At 73.8% G+C, this 18,720-nt stretch carries 19 protein-coding genes; 9 read left to right on the top strand and 10 right to left on the bottom strand.

Going from position 1 to position 18,720, the window contains the following annotated elements; translation table 11 throughout:
- Window positions 1–1,210, bottom strand: a 1,210-nt coding sequence (locus J7523_RS11415) for a pyruvate formate lyase family protein (RefSeq protein ID WP_291886380.1), incomplete at its 3' end; no start/stop codon positions are given.
- A gap of 127 nt (window positions 1,211–1,337) precedes the next feature.
- Window positions 1,338–3,479 (bottom strand): SpoIIE family protein phosphatase, encoded by a 2,142-nt coding sequence (locus tag J7523_RS11410; protein WP_291886377.1) that lies wholly within the window; start codon window positions 3,477–3,479, stop codon window positions 1,338–1,340.
- Window positions 3,480–3,664: 185 nt separating this feature from the next.
- Here J7523_RS11410 and J7523_RS11405 point away from each other — a divergent pair, with 185 nt between their 5' ends.
- Together J7523_RS11405 and J7523_RS11400 are read left to right on the top strand one after the other, a co-directional pair.
- Window positions 3,665–4,054, top strand: coding sequence for an ATP-binding protein (locus tag J7523_RS11405; protein WP_291886374.1), 390 nt, complete (start codon window positions 3,665–3,667; stop codon window positions 4,052–4,054).
- Window positions 4,055–4,198: 144 nt separating this feature from the next.
- Window positions 4,199–5,197, top strand: a complete 999-nt coding sequence (locus J7523_RS11400) for an ANTAR domain-containing protein (protein ID WP_291886373.1) — start codon at window positions 4,199–4,201, stop codon at window positions 5,195–5,197.
- Between the two features lie 55 nt (window positions 5,198–5,252).
- Here J7523_RS11400 and J7523_RS11395 read toward each other — a convergent pair whose 3' ends face one another.
- On the bottom strand, window positions 5,253–5,876 hold the full coding sequence (locus J7523_RS11395; RefSeq protein ID WP_291886371.1) for an ANTAR domain-containing protein: 624 nt from the start codon (window positions 5,874–5,876) through the stop codon (window positions 5,253–5,255).
- A gap of 147 nt (window positions 5,877–6,023) precedes the next feature.
- Here J7523_RS11395 and J7523_RS11390 point away from each other — a divergent pair, with 147 nt between their 5' ends.
- Window positions 6,024–6,950, top strand: coding sequence for a cation diffusion facilitator family transporter (locus tag J7523_RS11390; RefSeq protein ID WP_291886388.1), 927 nt, complete (start codon window positions 6,024–6,026; stop codon window positions 6,948–6,950).
- A 9-nt stretch (window positions 6,951–6,959) separates the two neighbouring features.
- On the opposite strand, the gene J7523_RS11385 is transcribed toward J7523_RS11390, so the two are convergent.
- Window positions 6,960–7,784, bottom strand: coding sequence for a tryptophan-rich sensory protein (locus J7523_RS11385; protein ID WP_291886369.1), 825 nt, complete (start codon window positions 7,782–7,784; stop codon window positions 6,960–6,962).
- Between the two features lie 92 nt (window positions 7,785–7,876).
- Entirely contained in the window at window positions 7,877–8,533 is a 657-nt protein-coding gene (locus J7523_RS11380; RefSeq protein ID WP_291886367.1) for a histidine phosphatase family protein, read from the bottom strand.
- A 589-nt stretch (window positions 8,534–9,122) separates the two neighbouring features.
- Between J7523_RS11380 and J7523_RS11375 the strand changes: the two genes are divergently transcribed.
- From J7523_RS11375 to J7523_RS11355, 5 genes are all read left to right on the top strand, one after another.
- Entirely contained in the window at window positions 9,123–9,809 is a 687-nt protein-coding gene (locus tag J7523_RS11375) for a hypothetical protein (RefSeq protein WP_291886365.1), read from the top strand.
- Window positions 9,794–10,216 (top strand): phage holin family protein, encoded by a 423-nt coding sequence (locus J7523_RS11370; RefSeq protein ID WP_291886363.1) that lies wholly within the window; start codon window positions 9,794–9,796, stop codon window positions 10,214–10,216. Before J7523_RS11375 ends, J7523_RS11370 begins: the two co-directional genes overlap by 16 nt.
- Window positions 10,213–10,893, top strand: coding sequence for a DUF3618 domain-containing protein (locus tag J7523_RS11365; protein ID WP_291886361.1), 681 nt, complete (start codon window positions 10,213–10,215; stop codon window positions 10,891–10,893). The genes J7523_RS11370 and J7523_RS11365 overlap by 4 nt, the downstream gene beginning before the upstream one ends.
- An 81-nt stretch (window positions 10,894–10,974) precedes the next feature.
- Entirely contained in the window at window positions 10,975–12,063 is a 1,089-nt protein-coding gene (locus J7523_RS11360; RefSeq protein ID WP_291886358.1) for a YihY/virulence factor BrkB family protein, read from the top strand.
- A gap of 23 nt (window positions 12,064–12,086) precedes the next feature.
- Complete coding sequence (locus tag J7523_RS11355; RefSeq protein WP_291886355.1) at window positions 12,087–13,061, top strand: manganese catalase family protein; 975 nt, start codon at window positions 12,087–12,089, stop codon at window positions 13,059–13,061.
- A 28-nt stretch (window positions 13,062–13,089) separates the two neighbouring features.
- On the opposite strand, the gene J7523_RS11350 is transcribed toward J7523_RS11355, so the two are convergent.
- Both J7523_RS11350 and J7523_RS11345 read right to left on the bottom strand, forming a co-directional pair.
- A complete protein-coding gene (locus J7523_RS11350) occupies window positions 13,090–13,521 on the bottom strand; it encodes a hypothetical protein (RefSeq protein WP_291886353.1) in 432 nt (143 codons plus the stop codon).
- Window positions 13,518–15,959 (bottom strand): molybdopterin oxidoreductase family protein, encoded by a 2,442-nt coding sequence (locus J7523_RS11345; protein ID WP_291886351.1) that lies wholly within the window; start codon window positions 15,957–15,959, stop codon window positions 13,518–13,520. The genes J7523_RS11350 and J7523_RS11345 overlap by 4 nt, the downstream gene beginning before the upstream one ends.
- 135 nt (window positions 15,960–16,094) lie before the next feature.
- Between J7523_RS11345 and J7523_RS11340 the strand changes: the two genes are divergently transcribed.
- Window positions 16,095–16,823, top strand: coding sequence for a DUF72 domain-containing protein (locus J7523_RS11340; protein WP_291886348.1), 729 nt, complete (start codon window positions 16,095–16,097; stop codon window positions 16,821–16,823).
- 43 nt (window positions 16,824–16,866) lie between these two features.
- Here the strand turns inward: J7523_RS11340 and J7523_RS11335 are convergent, their stop codons facing one another.
- The 3 genes from J7523_RS11335 to J7523_RS11325 form a co-directional block, all read right to left on the bottom strand.
- Window positions 16,867–17,094, bottom strand: a complete 228-nt coding sequence (locus tag J7523_RS11335; protein ID WP_291886345.1) for a CDGSH iron-sulfur domain-containing protein — start codon at window positions 17,092–17,094, stop codon at window positions 16,867–16,869.
- Window positions 17,091–18,131, bottom strand: a complete 1,041-nt coding sequence (locus J7523_RS11330; RefSeq protein WP_291886343.1) for an iron-containing redox enzyme family protein — start codon at window positions 18,129–18,131, stop codon at window positions 17,091–17,093. Before J7523_RS11330 ends, J7523_RS11335 begins: the two co-directional genes overlap by 4 nt.
- A 127-nt stretch (window positions 18,132–18,258) precedes the next feature.
- Window positions 18,259–18,714 (bottom strand): SRPBCC family protein, encoded by a 456-nt coding sequence (locus J7523_RS11325; protein WP_291886340.1) that lies wholly within the window; start codon window positions 18,712–18,714, stop codon window positions 18,259–18,261.
- Between the last annotated feature and the right edge of the window lie 6 nt (window positions 18,715–18,720).

The following is an 18,720-nucleotide window of genomic DNA, read 5'->3' as shown; positions in this document are numbered from 1 at the left end:
ACGAGATGTGCGCGTCGGACTCGTACTGCACGGCCGACGTGTCGATCGAGACCTTGGCGCAGAACTCCTTGAACCCGCGCGGCAGCCGCTCGCTCCAGAACACGGTCATGTTCGGCTCCGGAGCGGGACCCAGGTTGTAGAGCGTCTGCAGCAGCCGGAACGAGCTCTTCGTGACCAGCGTGCGCCCGTCCTCCCCCATGCCGCCGATGGTCTCGGTCACCCAGGTGGGGTCGCCGGAGAACAGCGCGTCGTACTCGGGGGTCCGCAGGAACCGCACGATGCGCAGCTTGATGACGAAGTCGTCGATGAGCTCCTGCGCCTGCTCCTCCGTGAGCAGACCGGCCTCGAGGTCGCGCTGCAGGTAGATGTCGAGGAACGTCGACGTGCGGCCCAGCGACATCGCCGCGCCGTTCTGCTCCTTCACCGCCGCGAGGTACCCGAAGTACAGCCACTGGACGGCCTCACGGCCGGTCGCCGCGGGGCCGGAGATGTCGTAGCCGTACGACGCGGCCATCGTCCTCAGCTCACCCAGCGCGCGGATCTGCTCGGCGAGCTCCTCGCGGTCACGGATCACGTCCTCGACGGACCGCTCCATGTCGAGCATCGCCTTGTCCCGCTGCTTCGCGGCGATCAGCGCGTCGACGCCGTACAGGGCGACCCGGCGGTAGTCGCCGATGATCCGGCCGCGGCCGTACGCGTCCGGGAGCCCCGTGATGATGTGCGCCGAGCGGGCCTTGCGCACGTCCGCCGGGTACACGTCGAACACGCCGTCGTTGTGGGTCTTGCGGTACTTGGTGAAGATGTCGCGGACCAGCGGGTCCGGCTCGTAGCCGTACGTCGTGAGCGCGCCCTCGACCATCCGGTAGCCGCCGTTCGGCATGATCGCCCGCTTGAGCGGCGCGTCGGTCTGGAGGCCGACGATGAGGTCCTTGTCCCGGTCGACGTACCCGGGCGCGTGCGACGTGATGGTCGACGGCGTGTGCGGGTCGACGTCGTAGATCCCCTTCGCGCGCTCCTCGGGGAACATCCCCGCGATCTGCGCCCAGACCGCCGTGGTGCGCGCCGTCGGACCGGCGAGGAACGCGTCGTCGCCCTCGTACGGCGTGTAGTTCCGCTGGATGAAGTCCCGGACGTCGATGCCGTCCGCCCACGGGCCGGAGGTGAACCCGGCCCACGCCGCGGAGGTGACCGGGTCGATGGTGGTGGTCATCGCTGCTCCCTCGACGAGGCTTGTCGAGCCGTCTCGCGACCGGTTCGTCACCACGGTAGACCTGGGCCGCGCGCAGATCGATGCCCGTGGTCGCCGCCCCTGGCGGTCCGGACGAGCGGCCCGCTCGTCACCTGTCGGCGCCGCACCCGGGCGCCACGTGCACCGCGACCACGGCGACGTCGTCGTCGCCGTGCCCGTCGAGCATCCGCTCGAGCACGTCGTCGACGACGCGCTCGAGGTCGTCCGGGTCGCTCGTCAGCGGGAGCGTCGCGATCGCGTCGGCCAGCACGCTCCGCAGCCGCTCGATCCCGTGGCTGAGGTGCTCGCCGCGCCGCTCGACGAGCCCGTCGGAGTACAGCAGCACGACGCTGCCGCGCTCGAGGAGCAGGTCGCGTTCCGGCCGCTCGGCGCCGGCGCGAAGCCCGAGCAGCGGACCGTTCCGCTCCGCCAGCACCTCGACCTTCCCGTCCGGGCCCGCGACGATCGGCGGCAGGTGGCCCGCGCTGGACCAGCGCGCCCGCGTCAGGCCGGAGGCGCCGTCCGGCGCGTCCTGCTCGAGCCGGAGGACGACCGCGGTGGCCATCGTGTCGACCTGGAGCGCGCACATGGCCTCGTCGAGGTCCTGCAGCATGGCGCCGGGCCTGCTGCCCGACGCGTACCCGATGCCGCGCAGCAGCGTGCGGACCTGGCTCATCGCCGCCGCGGCCTGCGTGTCGTGACCGATGACGTCGCCCACCACCAGCACCGCGGCCCCGGACCGCTGCAGGAACGCGTCGTACCAGTCGCCACCGACCTGCGCGGCCTTCGACGCCGGCAGGTAGCGCACCGCCACGTTGATGCGGTCCGGGTGGACGGGGGCGCTCAGCAGCGCGCGCTGCAGCGACTCCGCCATGTGCCGCTGCTCCTCGTAGAGCCGCGCGTTGTCGAGCGCCAGCCCCGCCCGGTCCGCGAGCTGCACGGTCATCGCGACGTCCTCCGGGCTCAGCGGCTCCCGGTCCTCGTCGAGGAACAGCGTCATCGCACCGACGGTCCGCCCGCGCGCCCGCAGCGGGACGGCGTACGCGATCCCGGGCGCGAGCTCGCGCAGCACGCCCACCGCCTCTCCCGTGAGCACGCCGGCGATCTGGTGCGTCGCGTCGGGGACCTCCACGACCTCGCCCGTGCGCAGGGCCCTGAACAGGTACGACGCCGTCGACAGCGATGTCAGGCGCAGCCGGGCGTAGCGGGCGACGGTCTCGCGCAGGCGCGGGTCGGCGTGCCAGCTCGCGATGTCCCGCAGGTGGTGCTGGTCGGTCGACAAGGTGATGAGGCACCACGACGCGAGGCTCGGCACCAGGTGCCGGGCGAGCCGGGCGACCGCCTCCTCCGTGTCCAGCGTCGACGCCAGGTCGTCGCCCACCTCGCCGAGCAGACGCAGCCGCGCCTCCCCCGCTTCGGCCAGACGCCGGGCCTCGTCGGCGGCACGCTGCTCCGCCTCTGCCCGCTCGCGAGCGAGCGCAGCCTCTTCCTGCGAACGTCGACGGTCGGTGCAGTCCGAGAAGTACACCGACAGCCCGTCGGGGCCCGGCCATGCGCGCACCTCGTACCAGCGGTCCACGTGCACCGGCGAGACGGCCTCGAACGACCGGGCCAGGCCGGTCGTCACGGCGGCGCGGTACTGGTGCTCGAACGCCGACCCCAGCGTCGCGGGGAACACGTCCCAGATCACCCGGCCGAGCAGCTCGACCCGCCGTCGTCCCAGGATCCGCTCCGCCTCGGCGTTGAGGTGCCGGAAGCGCCACTCGTCGTCGAGCAGGAAGAACGCCGCCGGCATCGTCTCCAGGACCCGGGCCACCCGCACGTCCTCGACGTGCCGCGCCGTCGTGTCGTACGCAGCCCCGACGACTCGGACGGCGGAACCGTCCGGGCCGCACAGGGCCTTCCCGCGGGCCTGCACCCAGCGCACCTCTCCGTCGGGGCGCAGCACCCGGTACTCCGCGGCGTACTCCGAACAGGTGGCGATCGCCCCGCGGAGCTCCTCGTCCACGCGACCGACGTCGTCAGGGTGCAGGGCGGCCGTGAAGTCGTCGATCGACTCGCCGAACGCCTCGCGCGTGAGGCCGAAGATCACGAGCAGCTGGTCGTCCCACTCGAGGCGCCCGCTGCGCAGGTCCCAGTCGAAGCTGCCGACCTCGGCGGCGGCGACGGCCGCCGTCCACCGCACGCGTTCAGCCTCACCGGTGGGCGCGCCGGCCGGGCATCCCGCGTCGGAGTCGTCGGCGACCGCCACGCGCACCTCCACCCCGACCGGACCGTGCCGTGCATCGCCGGTGGGCGACCGCGGCAAGCATAGGACCCTGTCAAGAGCCCCCGGTGCGCCGGGCGGACGCCGACCCCCGCCGAGCAGCACGAACGCCCGGACGTTCCACCCGGTGTCGTGGCGCGCGACGGCCCCCGGACCGGTACGGTCACCGGGTGCACTCGACGGGCGACGGTAACGAACGCTCGTTCGCGGCGTCCGTGAGCTCGCTGGCCCGCGCCCGCGCCTGGTCGATGGAACGCGCCCGGGACGCGGGAGCGCCCAAGCGTGCCGTCGACACGGTCCAGCTGGCCATGAGCGAGGTGTTCACCAACGCCGTGCGCCATGCCGCGGGCGGGCCGAGCATCAACGTCCGCACCGTCCACCGCGACCGCGAGGTCACGTTCGAGGTCCACGACGGCGCGGGCGACGCACCGCAGCGACGGTCGGGACGCCAGGGGCTGCCCGGCGGGCACGGGCTGCACATCCTCGACGTCGTGACCGCAGACTGGGGGTGGCGTCCCGAGCGCACCGGGAAGGTCGTCTGGTTCACCGTCCGGTGGTGACCACCCGTCCGGGTGTCGTGGTCGCGCTCGGCGTGCGAGACCTCACGACCGGCATAAGGTCGAGCGACGTTCACCGCGCAGGCGCCAGGGTTGAGCCTCTGCCCGTCACCCGCCGCCGGACGAGCTCCCCCGCCAGGAGGACGCATGCCGGTCCACGCCGCTGAGGTCGTCGGCCACTACGTGTACCGCTACGACATCGACTCGTGGTGGTGGTCGGAGGGCGTCCGCGACGTCTACCCCGACCTGCCGCACGACGCGCGGCTCGACGAGCTCGCGTCCCGTCTCGACGCGCGCGACGGCGAGGCGCTCCGCGAAGCGCTCGTTCGGTGCGTGCTCGAGGGCAAGGTGTTCGCGCTCACCCACCGCGTCGTCGACGCCGAGGGCCGCGCCCGGACGCTCACGATCACGGGCGGGTCGGAGTGGGCGCGGACGTCGGCGCACGAGGTGCGGGGGACGGTGCTCGACCTCCAGACGGGGGTGAGCGCGGCGGCTCGATGCACGGCGTCGCTCTCGCTCGGCACCGCTCTCGCGTCCCACGCGGTCATCGACCAGGCGAAGGGCGCCCTCATGCTGGTCTACGGGCTCGACGACGCGGGCGCGTTCGACCTCCTGCGCTGGAGCTCGATGCGCCTCAACGTGAAGCTCTCCACCATCGCCCAGCACGTCGTGGAGGATCTCCGCGGGGTGCGCCCGATGTCGGTGTCCGGCCGCGAGGCGTTCGAGGCGGCGCTCGGGGCGTCGAACCCCGCCACCGCGCCGTCGAGCACACGGTCGGGGCGGGTCCTCACGACGGTGCACGACGGGGTCGACCCCGTCGTGACGGTGATCGGCGACGCCGACCTGCGCTGCGCCAAGGACCTGTTCGACGCCTCGAACCGCGCGTGGACCGTCGCCAGTGAGCGCGGCGGGCTCGTGGTGGATCTCGAACGCACCACGCACCTCGGTCCCACGGCAGTCCGCACGCTCGGTGCGATCGTCCGGCACGCGATACGGAACGGCGTGCGGGTGCGCGTGGACCTGCCCGCGGGCGACCCGCACGGCTGGACGCGGCTGCTCCCGCCCGTGGCGACGCGCGGCATCCCGACTCGCAAGGGTCCGGCGCGACGGCGACGCTCCGCGCCGGTCCCCCGCCGGGCGTGGTGACGGCCCGACGGCAGCGCCTCACGCGTCGGGCGACGATGCGTCGGGCGACGGTGCCTCACGCGTCGGGCGACGGTCGCTCCACGGCCGCCGAGACGGCACGCTCGAAGAACGCCTGGTCGCTGCCGAGGTCGCCGCCGACCGCCTGCGCGGCGCTCACCACGGCCTCGGCCGCACCGGCGACATCGACCTGTCGCTGCCGCGCGGCCCGGCGCAGGCGCTCGAGCGCGGTCGTCCGGTCGACCCCGTAGACGAGACCGAGCACACCCACGGACTGCTCCACGGCGCCGCGGCGGGCGAGCAGCTCGACGAGCTCGATGTTGGCCTGCTGCGCCGCGCGTTCCGCGACCTCGCCGGACACGTCGACGACGACGCCGTCGACCTCGTGCGTGCCGTGGTGCGCGGGGAAGCCGACAGCAGCGATCGTCACCGTGCGGGGCGTCCCGCGCAGCTGCGTGACGGTGTGCACCTGGGCGAACGACCGCCCGCGCGACGCACACGCGTCGACGGCCTGCTCGAGCGAGGCCCGCTCGTCGGCACGCACGTGCCTCAGCAGGACGTCGAGCCGCGGCGGGACGTCGCCGGGCGACATGCCGAGGATCGTGTACAGCTCATCGGACCACCACGACCGGCCACCCGCGACGGGGTGGTGGAAGCGCGCAGCCGTGACAGTCGGGTCCATCGGCCCTCCGTCGTGGGGTGACTGCCGCCCCCTTGCTCGACGCGGACCTCGTCACGATCCCCGGAATGGTATGCACGTGCCTCCGTCCGGGCATCTCGTGCCGCCGACGCGGAGCAGTGGGCGCAGGAACGGGACAATGACAGCGTGATGTCGACGAGCCACGACCACGCCCACCTGCCCGGCGGCCCTGACGACCACCGCGGCCGGCTGGCCGCGGCGTTCGCGATCACCACGACGATCCTGCTGGCCGAGGTCGTCGGCGCGCTCGTCACGGGTTCCCTGGCGCTGCTCGTCGACGCCGCGCACATGCTCACCGACGCGGCCGGGCTCGCGCTCGCGCTGTTCGCCGCCCACGTGTCGCTGCGTCCGGCCACGTCGAGCCGCACCTGGGGCTACCGGAGGGCCGAGGTGCTCGCCGCGCTCGCGCAGTCGGCGGTGCTGCTCGCGGTCGGTGTCTACGTGCTCGTCGAGGGTGTCGCGCGGCTGTTCTCTCCGCCCGAGATCGCCTCGACGCAGCTCCTCGTGTTCGGCGTGGTCGGCCTGGTGGGCAACGTCGCGTCGCTGCTCGTGCTCGCGCCACGCCGGTCCGCGAACCTCAACCTGCGCGCTGCGTTCCTCGAGGTGCTCAACGACGCGCTCGGCTCCGTCGCGGTGATCGTCGCCGCGGTCGTCATCGCGACGACCGGGTGGATGCAGGCCGACGCCGTCGCGGGCCTGCTCATCGGCGTCCTGATCCTGCCGCGCGCCGGCAGGCTGCTGTGGGAGACGACGACCGTGCTGCTCGAGTCGACGCCACGCGGCCTCGACCTCGACGACGTCCGTGCGCACCTGCTCGAGGTGGATCACGTGCGCGACGTCCACGACGTGCACGCGTCCCTCATCGCGGCCGGGCTGCCGGTGCTGAGCGCGCACGTGGTCGTCGAGGACGAGTGCTTCAGCGACGGGCACGCCGGACGGATCCTCGACCAGCTGCAGGAGTGCGTCGCGACCCACTTCGCCGTCTCCGTCGAGCACTCGACGTTCCAGATCGAGCCGGCGACGCACCCCGAGCACGAGCACACCGGCCACGCGTGACCGGGTCGGTCAGGTGTGCCGCCGCCTGACGACGGACGCGACGACCGCCGACCCGAGCGCCACGACGGCCGCCGCGAACGCGGCGAGGGCGACCACCCCGTCCTCGAACGGCGGCGACTGCCGGCCCACGCCGATCCACGCGAGCCCCCACGCCATCGCGGCACCGACCGGCAGCACGACGGACGCACGACCGCGGCCGTGCATCGCGTAGCCGACCGCGAGCGCGGCGGCCGCGGCCAGCACGACCACCGACCAGCCGGTCACCGCCGGACCGCGGGCGCCGACGCCGGCGTCCGTGAGGTACGCCGTGACGTTCGCGAGCGTCGCGACGCTCACCCAGCCGAGGTACAGCCCCACGGTCACGTCGGTCACCACGTCGGCCACGCCGCGCGGCGGCATCCGCACGAGCACGACGAACAGCCGGGCGAGCACCGCCAGCAGCACGAGGATGACGAGCAGGCTCGCCGCCAGCCAGCCCGCCTGCACGACGCCGATCCACGCGGCGTTGAGCAGCATCGACGCGAGGACCCACCACGCCGTCGCACGGAACCGGGGGCTCGTCGCCTGGCCGGGCAGCGCCTGCGCCACCGCGACCACGGCCAGCCCGAGGTAGATCAGCGACCAGATCGAGAACGCCGGCGTCGCGGGGGCGATCGGCGTCGCGTCCGCCGACAGCGCGCCACCGGCGGCGTCCGCGACCTGCTGCCCGCCGAACGCTCCCGAACCGAACGCCGCTCCCCCGATCGCCAGGACCGCCCCGACGAGCACGAGGACCTGGCGGGCCCGGTCGGACGTCTCAGGGCGCGCGGTCGTGGCGGCCGTGGCTGTCTGCATGCGGCTCAGGATCACCGCGTTCCGCCCGGTCGGCATCCGGGGCCCGTCGACGGGCGCGCGGCCCGGTCAGGTGCGGCGGGTACGGGGCGTGGTCACGCGACGGACGCCACCCTCGTCGGCGCGCGCATCGGACGGGCCGCGACGTGCCCCTGCTGCGCCACGTCGACGCCGATGCTGCTGATCCGCGCCGTGCCGTCGGGCTCGATGTGGACGGTCGAGACGGACGCGTTGGGCAGCGGGACGAGGCCGCTCGCGTCGATCGTCGCGAGGTACGCGCCGAGGGCCAGACCATGCCCGACGACGAGCACGTGGCCCTCGTCGTGCTGCGCGGCGATCCGCGCGAACACGGCGCGCGTCCGCCCCATGAACTCGGCGGCGTGCTCGCCGCCGGGCAGCCCCGGGTGACGGCCCGCGAGCACCTCCGTGACGAGCTCCGGCCAGGCGATGGCCTCGTCGAGCACGCTCTCGGGCTTCTGCTCGTAGTCGCCGAACGCGTACTCGAGCAGGCCGCGGTCGGTGCGCAGCGGCACGTCGTCGTGGAACCGCAGCAGCTCGACGGCGGTGGCGACCGCCCGGCCGGACGGCGACGACCACGCGGCCGTGAACGGTGTCGTGGCGAGGTGCTGCGCGGTCCGACGCACCCCGGCGCGGCCGTCGCGGGTCAGGGGCGAGTCGCAGCGGCCCTGCAGCACGCGGCGAGCGTTGAAGTGGGTGCGCCCGTGTCGGACGAGCGTCATCGTGAGGGTCATCGTCGCCCTGCTCTCTGTCGTCGGTGCGGCCGACGCTAGGGAGCCGTGGTGTCCGGTGCGCGTCGCGCGGGTGACGTGTCGGTGACGGATGCGAGCCAGCGAGCCTCGACGCACCGGGACGCCCGCAACGCACCGGGACCCCGCAACGCCGGCAAGGACGAGATCGCCATGTTGTCCGAGCAGGTGGTGAGCGAGGACTCGCGGCGAGCACATCGCTGCCACGAGCTCCTGGCCGCCCACCGCGCGCGGGACGTCGGCGACCTCGCCGCACGGGGCAGGCGCGAGGGTCGCCACGGGGGCACCGCGCTGCGGTGGCGGGTCGCAAGAACCGCGCCTAGCGTCGAGGTTCCGCCGGTCGGCAGCCCCGACCGGCGGACCACACCCCCCGGGGACAGACGTGTCCCCGGGCGCCCGGCGGACGTGACGTGAAGCCTGCGCGCACTCCGGACGGGGCCTCCCGAGCGGGTTCCAGAGCCCCCGGTGGCAGCGCGGCAAGAAGGTCCGCGACCACGTCGATCCCCCTGACCTGTGGGTGCCCCGCGCCCGCGGCCGGGCGGGGACCCCCCCACGACTGAGACGAGGCCATGTCATGACCGACGACTACACCAGCGGTACCACCGGCTACGGCTACGGCGCCGGCACCAGCACCGGAACCACGGAGACGGCCAAGGAGCAGGCGAGCATCCTCAAGGACAAGGCCGCCGACGCGGGCGGGCACCTGCTCGGTGAGGCGAAGCAGGAGGCGGCCGCGGTCGCCGGCGAGGCCCGGCGCCAGCTCGACGACCTGTGGTCGCGCACGCGGTCGGAGGTCTCCGGCCAGGCCGGCACGCAGCAGACCCGGCTCGCGAGCGGCCTGTCGACCGTCTCCGGGCAGCTCTCGCAGATGGCGTCCGCCCCCGCGGAGCAGAACCTCGCCACCGACCTGGTGCGCGGCGTCGGCGACGCCGTCGGCCAGGTCGGGCGTTGGCTCGACGAGCACAGCCCGGAGGAGGTGCTCGACGAGGTCCGCCGGTTCGCGCGCCGCCGTCCGGGCACGTTCCTGCTGCTCGCGGCCGGTGCCGGGATCGTCGCGGGCCGGCTCACGCGTGGCCTGAAGGACGCGCCGTCGACCCCGAGCGCACGCACGACACCGACGACGGCCCCCGCGGCCGTGACGGCGGCCGCCCCGCCGCCGCCGAGCTACCCGCCCACGGTCGTGGACGAGCCCCTCACGTACGGGTCGACGGTCCCGCCCGCTCCGGCGGCCACCGGCACGACGGGATGGGAGCAGCCGTGACCGAGCCCCTGGGCGCGCCCTCGCAGCAGTCGGTCGGCGAGCTGCTGAGCGAGGTGACCAAGGACCTGTCGACCCTCCTGCGCCAGGAGGTCGAGCTCGCGAAGGCCGAGGCCCGCGAGTCCGTCCGCCACGCGGCGAAGAGCGGGTCGATGTTCGCCGGGGCTGCCGTCGCGGGCCACATGGTCCTCGTGTTCGTCTCGGTCGCCGTGTGGTGGGCGCTCGGCGACGCGCTGGACTCGCTGGCCTGGTCCGCGGTGATCGTCGCCGTCGTCTGGGCGATCGTCGCCGCCGTGCTGGCGATGCGCGGACGCGCCGAGTCCCGCCGGGTCGAGGGCATGCCCCAGACCACGGACACCGTCAAGAAGATCCCCCACGCACTGCAGGGCCACGAGGAGAAGAACGCATGAGCACCGAACCGGAGCAGATCCGCGAGGACATCGAGCGCACGCGCGCCGAGCTGAGCTCGGACGTGGACGCCCTGACGGACAAGGTCAGCCCGAGCCAGGTCGCGCACCGGCAGGCCGACAAGGTCCGCTCGGCGGTCGGCGGGGTCAAGGACCGCGTCATGGGCAGCGCGTCGGACGCGAAGGACGCCGCGGGCGAGGCCGCCTCGGGCGTCGCGTCGTCGGTCGGCGACGCCGCGTCGAACCTGCCGCACGCGGCCACCGAGAAGACCCGCGGCAACCCGCTGGCCGCCGGGCTGATCGCGTTCGGCGCCGGGTGGCTGGTGTCGTCGCTGCTGCCGAGCAGCCGCCCTGAGCAGCGGCTCGCGCAGTCGGCGAAGGAGCAGGCGGCGCCCGTCGTGCAGCAGGCGAAGGACGCCGCGCAGGACCTCGCCGGCAGCCTGAAGGAGCCTGCGCAGGACGCCGTCGCGGCGGTCAAGGACCGGGCGACGGAGGCGGGCGCGACGCTCAAGGACGACGGGCGAGAGGCGGCCGCGGACCTGCGCTCGCAGGCGACCGACGCCACGGACGCCGTGCGCGGAGCGCACGCCGAGGGTCCGCCCAGCACGAGCACCGGCACCACCACCGGGACCAGCCCCACCACCGGCACCAGCCCCACCACCGGCACCGGCGGCTACTAGCGGCCCGCACGCGGCGAGGTGCCCCGCCCCACCTCGCCGCGTGCCCCGGCCCCGCGCACCCGACCACCCGTGGGAGACCCGATGAGCGAGCAGGACACCGCCGCCACGCGCAGCACCGCCAAGGACGCCGCGCCGCCGCCCGAGGACCCGCGCAAGCCCGACTCACCCGACGACATCACGAAGCGCTCGTGGTCGTACGTGGGACGCAAGACGCTGCGGGAGTTCGGCAAGGACCAGTGCACGGACCTCGCGGCGGCGCTGACCTACTACGCGGTCATGGCCGTCGCACCGGCGCTGCTGGCGGTCGTCTCGGTGCTCGGCATCGTGGGCGACCCGCAGTCGATGATCAAGGGCGTCCTGAACGTGGTGGAGGACGTCGGTCCGTCGACCGCCGGGGACACGATCGAGCCGATCCTCGACAACCTGACGAAGGCGCCCGCAGCCGGGTTCGCGCTCGTCGTCGGGCTCGTCGTGGCCCTGTGGTCGGCGTCCGGCTACGTCGCGGCGTTCAGCCGGGGCATGAACCGGGTGTACGAGATCGACGAGGGCCGGCCGATCTGGAAGCTGCGGCCGTGGCTGCTCGGGATCACGCTCGCGCTGGTCCTCATCGCGGTCGTGATCGTGGTCGCCGTCGTGCTGTCGGGCGGCGTCGCCCGGTCGGTCGGCGCGTCGGTCGGCCTGAGCGACGTCACGGTCACCGTGTGGAACGTCGTGAAGTGGCCGATCATCGTCGCGCTCGTCGTGGTCGCCATCGCGATCCTCTATCACGCGACCCCGAACGTGCGGCAGCCGAAGTTCCGGTGGGTGAGCGTCGGCGCGCTGCTCGCGCTCGTGGTGTGGGTGCTCGCGTCCGTCGCGTTCGGCTTCTACGTCGCGAACTTCTCCAGCTACGACAAGACGTACGGCTCGCTGGCCGGGGTCATCGTCTTCCTGCTGTGGCTGTGGATCACCAACCTGGCGCTGCTGTTCGGCGCCGAGCTCGACGCGGAGCTCGAACGTGGACGCCAGCTGCAGGGCGGCATCGCTGCCGAGGAGACGATCCAGCTGCCGCCGCGGGACACCCGGGCGAGCGAGAAGAAGCAGGCCAAGCAGGAGGAGGACGTACGACGGGGCCGCGCCCTGCGACAGGCGCGCGGCGGCAACCAGCACCACGACGACGACGGGTCCTGACGACCCGCCCCAGGGGGACGACCATGTACCTGCACGTGCAGCGACTGATCAACGAGATCGAGGCCGACGAGCCGGACCCGGCTGCGGCGAACGCCCTGCAGGAAGGCCTGGGCGGCCAGTTCGGCGAGATGCGCACGATGATGCAGTACCTGTTCCAGAGCATGAACTTCCGCGGGCCGGCCGGGAAGCCGTACCGCGACCTGCTCCAGGGCATCGGCACCGAGGAGATCAGCCACGTCGAGCTCATCGGCACCACGATTGCGCGCCTGCTCGACGGGTCGCCGCGGTACAACGGCCAGAAGACCGACCCGCTCGACGCCCCCGGCGCGGGTGGCGCGACGCCCCTGAGCCTCGCGCTGGACCAGAGCAACATCCACCACTACCTCGTGGCCGCGCAGGGCGCCCTGCCCGTCGACTCGGCGGGCAACCCGTGGAGCGGCACCTACGTCTACAACTCGGGCAACCTCGTGCTCGACCTGCTGTACAACCTCATGCTCGAGTCCACCGGACGCCTGCAGAAGTGCCGCATCTACGAGATGACCGCGAACAGGACCGCTCGCTCCACCATCGCGTACCTCATCGTGCGCGACCAGGCCCACGAGAACGCGTACGCGCGCGCCCTCGAGACGCTCGGGGTCGACTGGGGCACCGTGCTGCCGATCCCGAAGACGAACGCCGAGAAGTTCCCCGAGGTCAAGAAGCTGCTCGACCTCGGCCTGCAGAGCAAGCAGTACTCGTTCGACCTCACCGCGGCGTCGGAGGCCGGGAAGATCTTCCAGGGGATGTCCCCGTCGAAGGACGGCACGCAGCTCGACGCGAGCGAGCAGGCACCCGCCGGCGTCCCGATCACGATCGCCGAGGAACGCTTCGAGGAGTTCTCCCCCGGTCTCGACACCGACCTGCTCGCGCTCATCCAGGCGACGGCCGACCTCGAGATGGAGGAGGTCCAGCCGTTGTACGCACCAGTCGCACCGACCGGGAAGAAGGCCGACGCATGACGGACGGTACCGACGGGCTGCCGCGCCGTCAGGTCACCAGGATCTGGGTGCCGGCCTGCTTGGCCTGCGCCGCGGCCCAGGCCGCCTGACGCACCGACTCCGGCCGGCAGCGCTGCACCGTCGCCTGCAGGTCGGCGTCGTGCAGCGCCTGCGCGGCCTGCCCGACGAGCTGCCACGACAGCGCGACCGCGGACGCCCGGACGTGCACCGCCGTGAGGTCGTCGAGCAGCGCGAGCCCCGGGTCGGGGTTCGCGCTGAGCTCGACCTGCCCCGTGGCGGTCGGGTGACCGCCGGACCCGTGCCCCAGCGCCTCGGCGTGCCGGTCGGACCAGTCGGCGAGGTCGAGCGCCAGCAGCGCGACCTCCGGGTCGTCCGCGTGGCGGTCCGCGAGCGCACGCAGGTGGGCGGAGAGGAGCTGCTCGTCGGCGCCGAGCCGTCGGCGCAGTGCGTCGAGCCTCATCGCTGCGCCTCCGTCATCACGACGTCCTCGGACTCGGCGGCGCCGCCGTGCGTCGAGGTGACCGTGGCGTCGACGGGGGCCGACGCCGTGGTGGTCGGCGCCGCGGACGGCCCGTCGCCCGCCGCGACGCGGCTCACCTGGGCCGCGCCCGACTTGAACAGCGGCTGCTTGGAGACCGCGTCCCACGCCGTGCGCGTGAGCTCGTTCGCCGCCCGGTCGTGTGCGTCCCCGTCGTCGTCCCAGTACCCGTAGTGGAACGGCAGGAAGACGACGCCGTCGCGCAGGGCGGTGATCCGGACGCGGGCCTCGACCCGGCCGCGCGGCGTCACGACCTCGGCGACGTCACCCTCCGCGAGCCGGCGGGCGCGGGCGTCGGCGACCGACAGCTCGACCCACACCTCGGGGGCCGCGGCGTCGAGCTGCGGCGCGCGTGCGGTCTTCGTCCGGGTGTGGAAGTGGTAGAGCGTGCGCCCGGTGATGAGGTGCAACGGGTAGCGCTCCGAGGGGCGCTCACGTGACGGGACGTACGGCGCCGCCTTGAGGAAGGCGCGGCCGGCCGGGGTGAGCGCCTCGTACGCGGTCCGCTCGGTCGGGGCGCCGGTGACGAGGTCCCGGCCGAACGTCTCGCACTGGTCGCTCGTCGTCGGGAAGACGCCGTCGCCGTACAACCGCTCGCGCCCGTCGGGCTCGTCGGTCGTGCACGGCCACTGGATGCCGCCGCTGCCGCGCAGCCGCTCGTACGTCAGGCCCGAGTAGTCGCACGGTCGACCTCGGCTGCACGCCTTCCAGGCGTCGAACGCGCCCTCCGGCGTGTCCCATGGGACCAGGGGTGCACCGTCCGCGTCCCGCAGGTCGAGCCTGCGCGCGAGGTCGACGAAGATCGCGAGGTCCGAGCGAGCCTCCCCGGGCGGGTCCACCGCCTGCTCGGAGAGGTGAACGGTGCGGTCGGCGTTGGTGAACGCGCCGGTCTTCTCGGCCCAGCCGGCCGCGGGCAGGACCACGTCCGCCAGCTCGGCCGTCTCGGTGCGGTACAGGTCCTGGACGACGAGGAACAGGCCGTCGTCGGCGAGGACGGACCGGAGCCGTGCGAGCTCGGGCAGCGAGACGGCGGGGTTGGTCGCCTGCACCCAGAGCATGCGCAGCGTGCCCTGCTCCGCGTACCGGAACATCGCCATCGCGTGCGTCGGTGCCGAGACGTGCGGGATCTGCTCGGCCGGCACGTTCCAGAGGCGCGCCAGCTGCTCGACGTGGTCCTCGTTGGCCCAGTTCCGGAAGCCGGGGAGGTCACCGTTCGCGCCGCACTCCCGGGTGTTCTGGGCGGTCGGCTGCCCGTTCATCTGCAGCACCCCGCAGCCGGGCCGCCCGAGCATCCCGCGCAGCAGGTGGAGGTTGTTGACCTGGACGGCCGCGGCCGTGGCCTGGTTCGACTGGTAGAACCCCTGCAGGACGGTCGACAGCAGTCGCGGGGCGGTCCCCACGAGCTCGGCCGCCCGCCGCAGGCCGTCGGCCGGGACGTCGCAGATCCGGGCCACCACGTCGACCGGGTAGTCGGCGACGCACCGCGCCAGCTCGTCGTACCCGAGGGTGTGGGCGTCGACGTAGGTCTCGTCGACCCAACCACGTGCGATCACCTCGTGGAGCAGGCCGTTCATCAGGGCGACGTTGGTGCCCGGCAGCGGCGCGAGGTGCACGGTCGCCACCCGGGCCGCGGGCGTGGGCCGCGGGTCCACGCACAGAAGCGTCGGCGGGTTCGCACCCGCCAGCCGGTCGAGCATGCGGGACCAGAGCACCGTCTGCGTCTCGGCCACGTTGTGCCCGAACAGCGCGAGCGCGTCCGCGTGGTCGACGTCGGTGTACGACCCGGGCTGGCCGTCGCAGCCGAACGACTCCTTCAGGGCCTCGGCCGCCGTGGCGGTGCACAGGCGGGTGTTGCCGTCCAGGTGCGGCGTGCCGATGCCGCCGCGCGCGACGAGCGCGAGCGTGTAGTACTCCTCGAGGAACAGCTGGCCCGACGTGTAGAACCCGATCGCCGACGGCCCCTGCTCGGCGACCAGCCGTTCGATGCGGTCGACGATCCTGGTCATCGCCTCGTCCCACGTCGCCTCCCGCAGGCGGCCGTCCTCGCGCACCCACGGCGTGCGCAACCGGTCGGGCGCGGCGACCGACTGCCAGCCGAACAGGTCCTTCGGCCCCAGCCGGCCGTGGTTGACCCGGTCCTGAACCCGGCCGCGCACCCCGACCACCCGGCCGGCACGGACGGCGATGTCCAGGCCGTCACCGTTCGAGTGCAGCACCGACGCGCTCTGCACCCACCGGTCCACGTCGCCGGGCTCGACGCCCGGCGCGAGGTACTGGTCGCGACGCGTCGGCCACGTGCCACCTGCTGCGTAGGGCGTCCGCTCACCCCACGGTTCCGCGATGCGGTCGATCCTCGCCACGGGCGCACCTGCCTCCGTGCGTGCCGGGCCGCGCGGCTCTGCACGGTGCTCCGGCCAGCGAACCCCCACGTCGCAGCGGCCGCAACCGCACGACGCCCGGATGCGGTCGGCCGGCGCCGGCCGCACGATGGCTCCGTGATCATCCGGGTCGGGACGTCGGGATGGTCGTACGACCACTGGGAGGGCGTGCTGTACCCGCCGGGCCTGCCGGCGGCGGACCGGCTCCGTCGGTACGTGCAGGAGTTCAGCACGGTCGAGCTCAACGCCAGCTTCTACCGCTGGCCGCGCGACTCGACGTTCGCCGGGTGGCGCCATCGCCTGCCCGAGGGCTTCACCATGTCGGTCAAGGCCCCACGCGGGCTGACGCACGCCAAGCGGCTGTACGGGCCGGAGGCGTGGTCGCAGCGGATGGCCCGCTCGTGGCACGAGCTGCGCGGGCGCCGGGAGGCGCTGCTCGTGCAGCTCCGGCCCGACCAGCAGCGCGACGACGCGCGGCTCGACCACTTCCTGCGCTCGCTCCCCGACTGGGTGCGCGTCGCGGTCGAGCTGCGGCACCCCTCGTGGGTCGACGACGCGGTGTTCGCCATGCTCGAGCGGCACGGCGCCGCGTACTGCGTGACCAGCGGCGCCGGCCTGCCGTGCGTGCTGCGCGCCACCGCGCCCGTCGTCTACGTGCGCATGCACGGACCCGACCACCACCACCTGTACGCAGGCTCGTACTCGGACGACGACCTGCGGTGGTGGGCGGACCGGGTGCGGGAGTGGTCGGGGCAGGGGCGCGACGTGCTCGTCTACTTCAACAACGACGGCGGCGGGAACGCGGTGCACAACGCCCGGACGCTGCGCGGCCTGCTGGGCGTCTGAGCCGCTGCGCGGTCTCCTGGGCGTCTGAACGCCCGCGACGACCTCAGGGCGCCTCGAACCCGATGGCCTTGTGCGTGCCGTCGCAGTACGGCTTGATCGCGGACGAGCCGCACCGGCACAGCGCGACCGTCGCGCGGTGGCGGTCGACGGGGTTGCCCCGGTCGTCGACGAGCTCGACGTCCCCGCGCACCAGCAGCGGGCCGTCGGGGCACGCGGTCACCGACGCGGTGCGGCGCCGCGTCGGCGGGCGCGTCGGGTCGTCGGCGGTCATGCGGCCCCCTCGGCGGCTGCGGTCACGGGCGCGCGCAGCGACGACTCGCCGCGCTCCCAGGCGCCGAGCATGTGCGTGCCGACGAGGTCGTCGAGGTACAGGCACGCGGCGGCACCGAAGAGGATGTCCGCCACGAGCTGGGGCTCCTGCTCCGCGAGCCCGCCCGCGAGGTCGCGACCCGCGATCTGCTCGTGCACGGCGTCCGCCTCCACGTGCTCGTCGAAGTACCAGGTGGTGTCGAGGTCCGCGCCCAGCCGGCGGAAGCCGTCGCCGTACATGCGGTTCGGCAGCGACGACGTCATCTCGAACGCGGCGAGGTGGCCGGTGATCGCCCCCCGCAGCCGGCGCTGCAGGCCGAACATCGACATCGTGTTGAGGCTCGCGAGCGTGACCGCGGGGACGGCGTCGACGTACCGGCCGTACGTGTCGTCGAGACCGAGGCCGCGCATCGTCCGGGCGAACAGCGCGCTGTGCATCCGGTCCGCGCGGCCGCCGCCGTACTCGTCGGCCTGGATCTCCACGAGCGCGGCCTTCGCGGCACCGGTCAGCCGCGGGATCGCCCACGTGTGCGGGTCGGCCTCCTTGAGCTGGTAGATCGAGCGCTGCACGAGGAGCTCGACCAGCTGCTCCCGCTCGGCGTGCCGCCACACGTAGCGCGCGACGCTCGGACCGGGGCGCGGGGCGGTCATGGCGAACAGCGCGTCCGCGACCGCCCGCCGCCGCGCGGGCACCGCGTCGGGTACCGGGACCCGTTCGCGCAGCGTCGACTCGAGCGCGCGCTCGAGCAGCCCGCGCGCCGCGAGCACCCCGGTGTCCCACTCCCACCTGTCGTCGACGTCGTCGAACCCCCGGTGGTGCAGCTCGTAGAGCACGAACAACGTGAGCTGCACGTCGTCGTCGGCCAGCAGGTCGTCGGTTGTCCGCAGCGCCTCGGCGGCCACCGGAACGAGGTCCGCGGCACGCGCCGACCCGGGTTCGGCCTGGAGGACCTTCCGGACCTCGGTGCTGAGGGGACCACGGTCGACGGGCAGCCTCATCGTTCTCCTCGGCGTCGGAGCGTGGCCCCGATGCTCGAGCCTGCCCCGACAGGCTCGCACCGACGACGTCCGCGCGCACGCCGAGGCGCCTTGCCACCAGGGCCTGCGAGCCGATCGTGGGGCGAGGTCAGCCGGCCGCGCCGGCGCGGGCGGCACGGCCCTGGGCGAGCCGGCGCAGCCGGTCGAGCGTCTCGATGTTCCGTGGCACGAGCGCCGCGGTCCGCAGCGGGCGAGGCACCAGCGTGCCCGGCCCGCGGACCGCGTCCTCGACGATCCGCACGGAGCAGCCGCCGTCACGCGCCTCGACCTCGATCCGGACCCTCGCCTCGCCCGCGGGCCAGCCTCGGGCCTGCAGCTCGATGCCGCGCCGCGGGTCCCAGGCGCGGCAGATCGTCACGTCGTCGACGACCGCGGGCCACACGCCGAACGAGTGCGCGATGCGTGCCCCCGGCGCGGGCCACGCGAGGTCGACGTCACGGATCCGGGACGTGCCGACCACCCAGGTCGCATACGTCCAGCCGTCGGCGAGGATGTCGAGCACCGCCTGCGGCGGGCACGGCATCGTGCGGGTCACGGTCGCCATCAGCGC

The sequence above is a fragment of the Cellulomonas sp. genome (genome assembly GCF_017744555.1).
Taxonomy (GTDB): domain Bacteria; phylum Actinomycetota; class Actinomycetes; order Actinomycetales; family Cellulomonadaceae; genus Cellulomonas.
Note: the sequence above shows the minus strand (reverse complement) of the source record. Positions and strands in the feature narration are given on the sequence as shown.

What these genes read in the sequence shown, in the direction of transcription:
- J7523_RS11400 (WP_291886373.1), top strand. Translation starts at nt 4,199, where the DNA reads ATGCCGGTCCACGCCGCTGAGGTCGTCGGCCACTACGTGTACCGCTAC.
- J7523_RS11395 (WP_291886371.1), bottom strand. Translation starts at nt 5,876, where the DNA reads ATGGACCCGACTGTCACGGCTGCGCGCTTCCACCACCCCGTCGCGGGT.
- J7523_RS11390 (WP_291886388.1), top strand. Translation starts at nt 6,024, where the DNA reads ATGTCGACGAGCCACGACCACGCCCACCTGCCCGGCGGCCCTGACGAC.
- J7523_RS11385 (WP_291886369.1), bottom strand. Translation starts at nt 7,784, where the DNA reads ATGCAGACAGCCACGGCCGCCACGACCGCGCGCCCTGAGACGTCCGAC.
- J7523_RS11380 (WP_291886367.1), bottom strand. Translation starts at nt 8,533, where the DNA reads ATGACCCTCACGATGACGCTCGTCCGACACGGGCGCACCCACTTCAAC.
- J7523_RS11375 (WP_291886365.1), top strand. Translation starts at nt 9,123, where the DNA reads ATGACCGACGACTACACCAGCGGTACCACCGGCTACGGCTACGGCGCC.
- J7523_RS11370 (WP_291886363.1), top strand. Translation starts at nt 9,794, where the DNA reads ATGGGAGCAGCCGTGACCGAGCCCCTGGGCGCGCCCTCGCAGCAGTCG.
- J7523_RS11365 (WP_291886361.1), top strand. Translation starts at nt 10,213, where the DNA reads ATGAGCACCGAACCGGAGCAGATCCGCGAGGACATCGAGCGCACGCGC.
- J7523_RS11360 (WP_291886358.1), top strand. Translation starts at nt 10,975, where the DNA reads ATGAGCGAGCAGGACACCGCCGCCACGCGCAGCACCGCCAAGGACGCC.
- J7523_RS11355 (WP_291886355.1), top strand. Translation starts at nt 12,087, where the DNA reads ATGTACCTGCACGTGCAGCGACTGATCAACGAGATCGAGGCCGACGAG.
- J7523_RS11350 (WP_291886353.1), bottom strand. Translation starts at nt 13,521, where the DNA reads ATGAGGCTCGACGCACTGCGCCGACGGCTCGGCGCCGACGAGCAGCTC.
- J7523_RS11335 (WP_291886345.1), bottom strand. Translation starts at nt 17,094, where the DNA reads ATGACCGCCGACGACCCGACGCGCCCGCCGACGCGGCGCCGCACCGCG.
- J7523_RS11330 (WP_291886343.1), bottom strand. Translation starts at nt 18,131, where the DNA reads ATGAGGCTGCCCGTCGACCGTGGTCCCCTCAGCACCGAGGTCCGGAAG.
- J7523_RS11325 (WP_291886340.1), bottom strand. Translation starts at nt 18,714, where the DNA reads ATGGCGACCGTGACCCGCACGATGCCGTGCCCGCCGCAGGCGGTGCTC.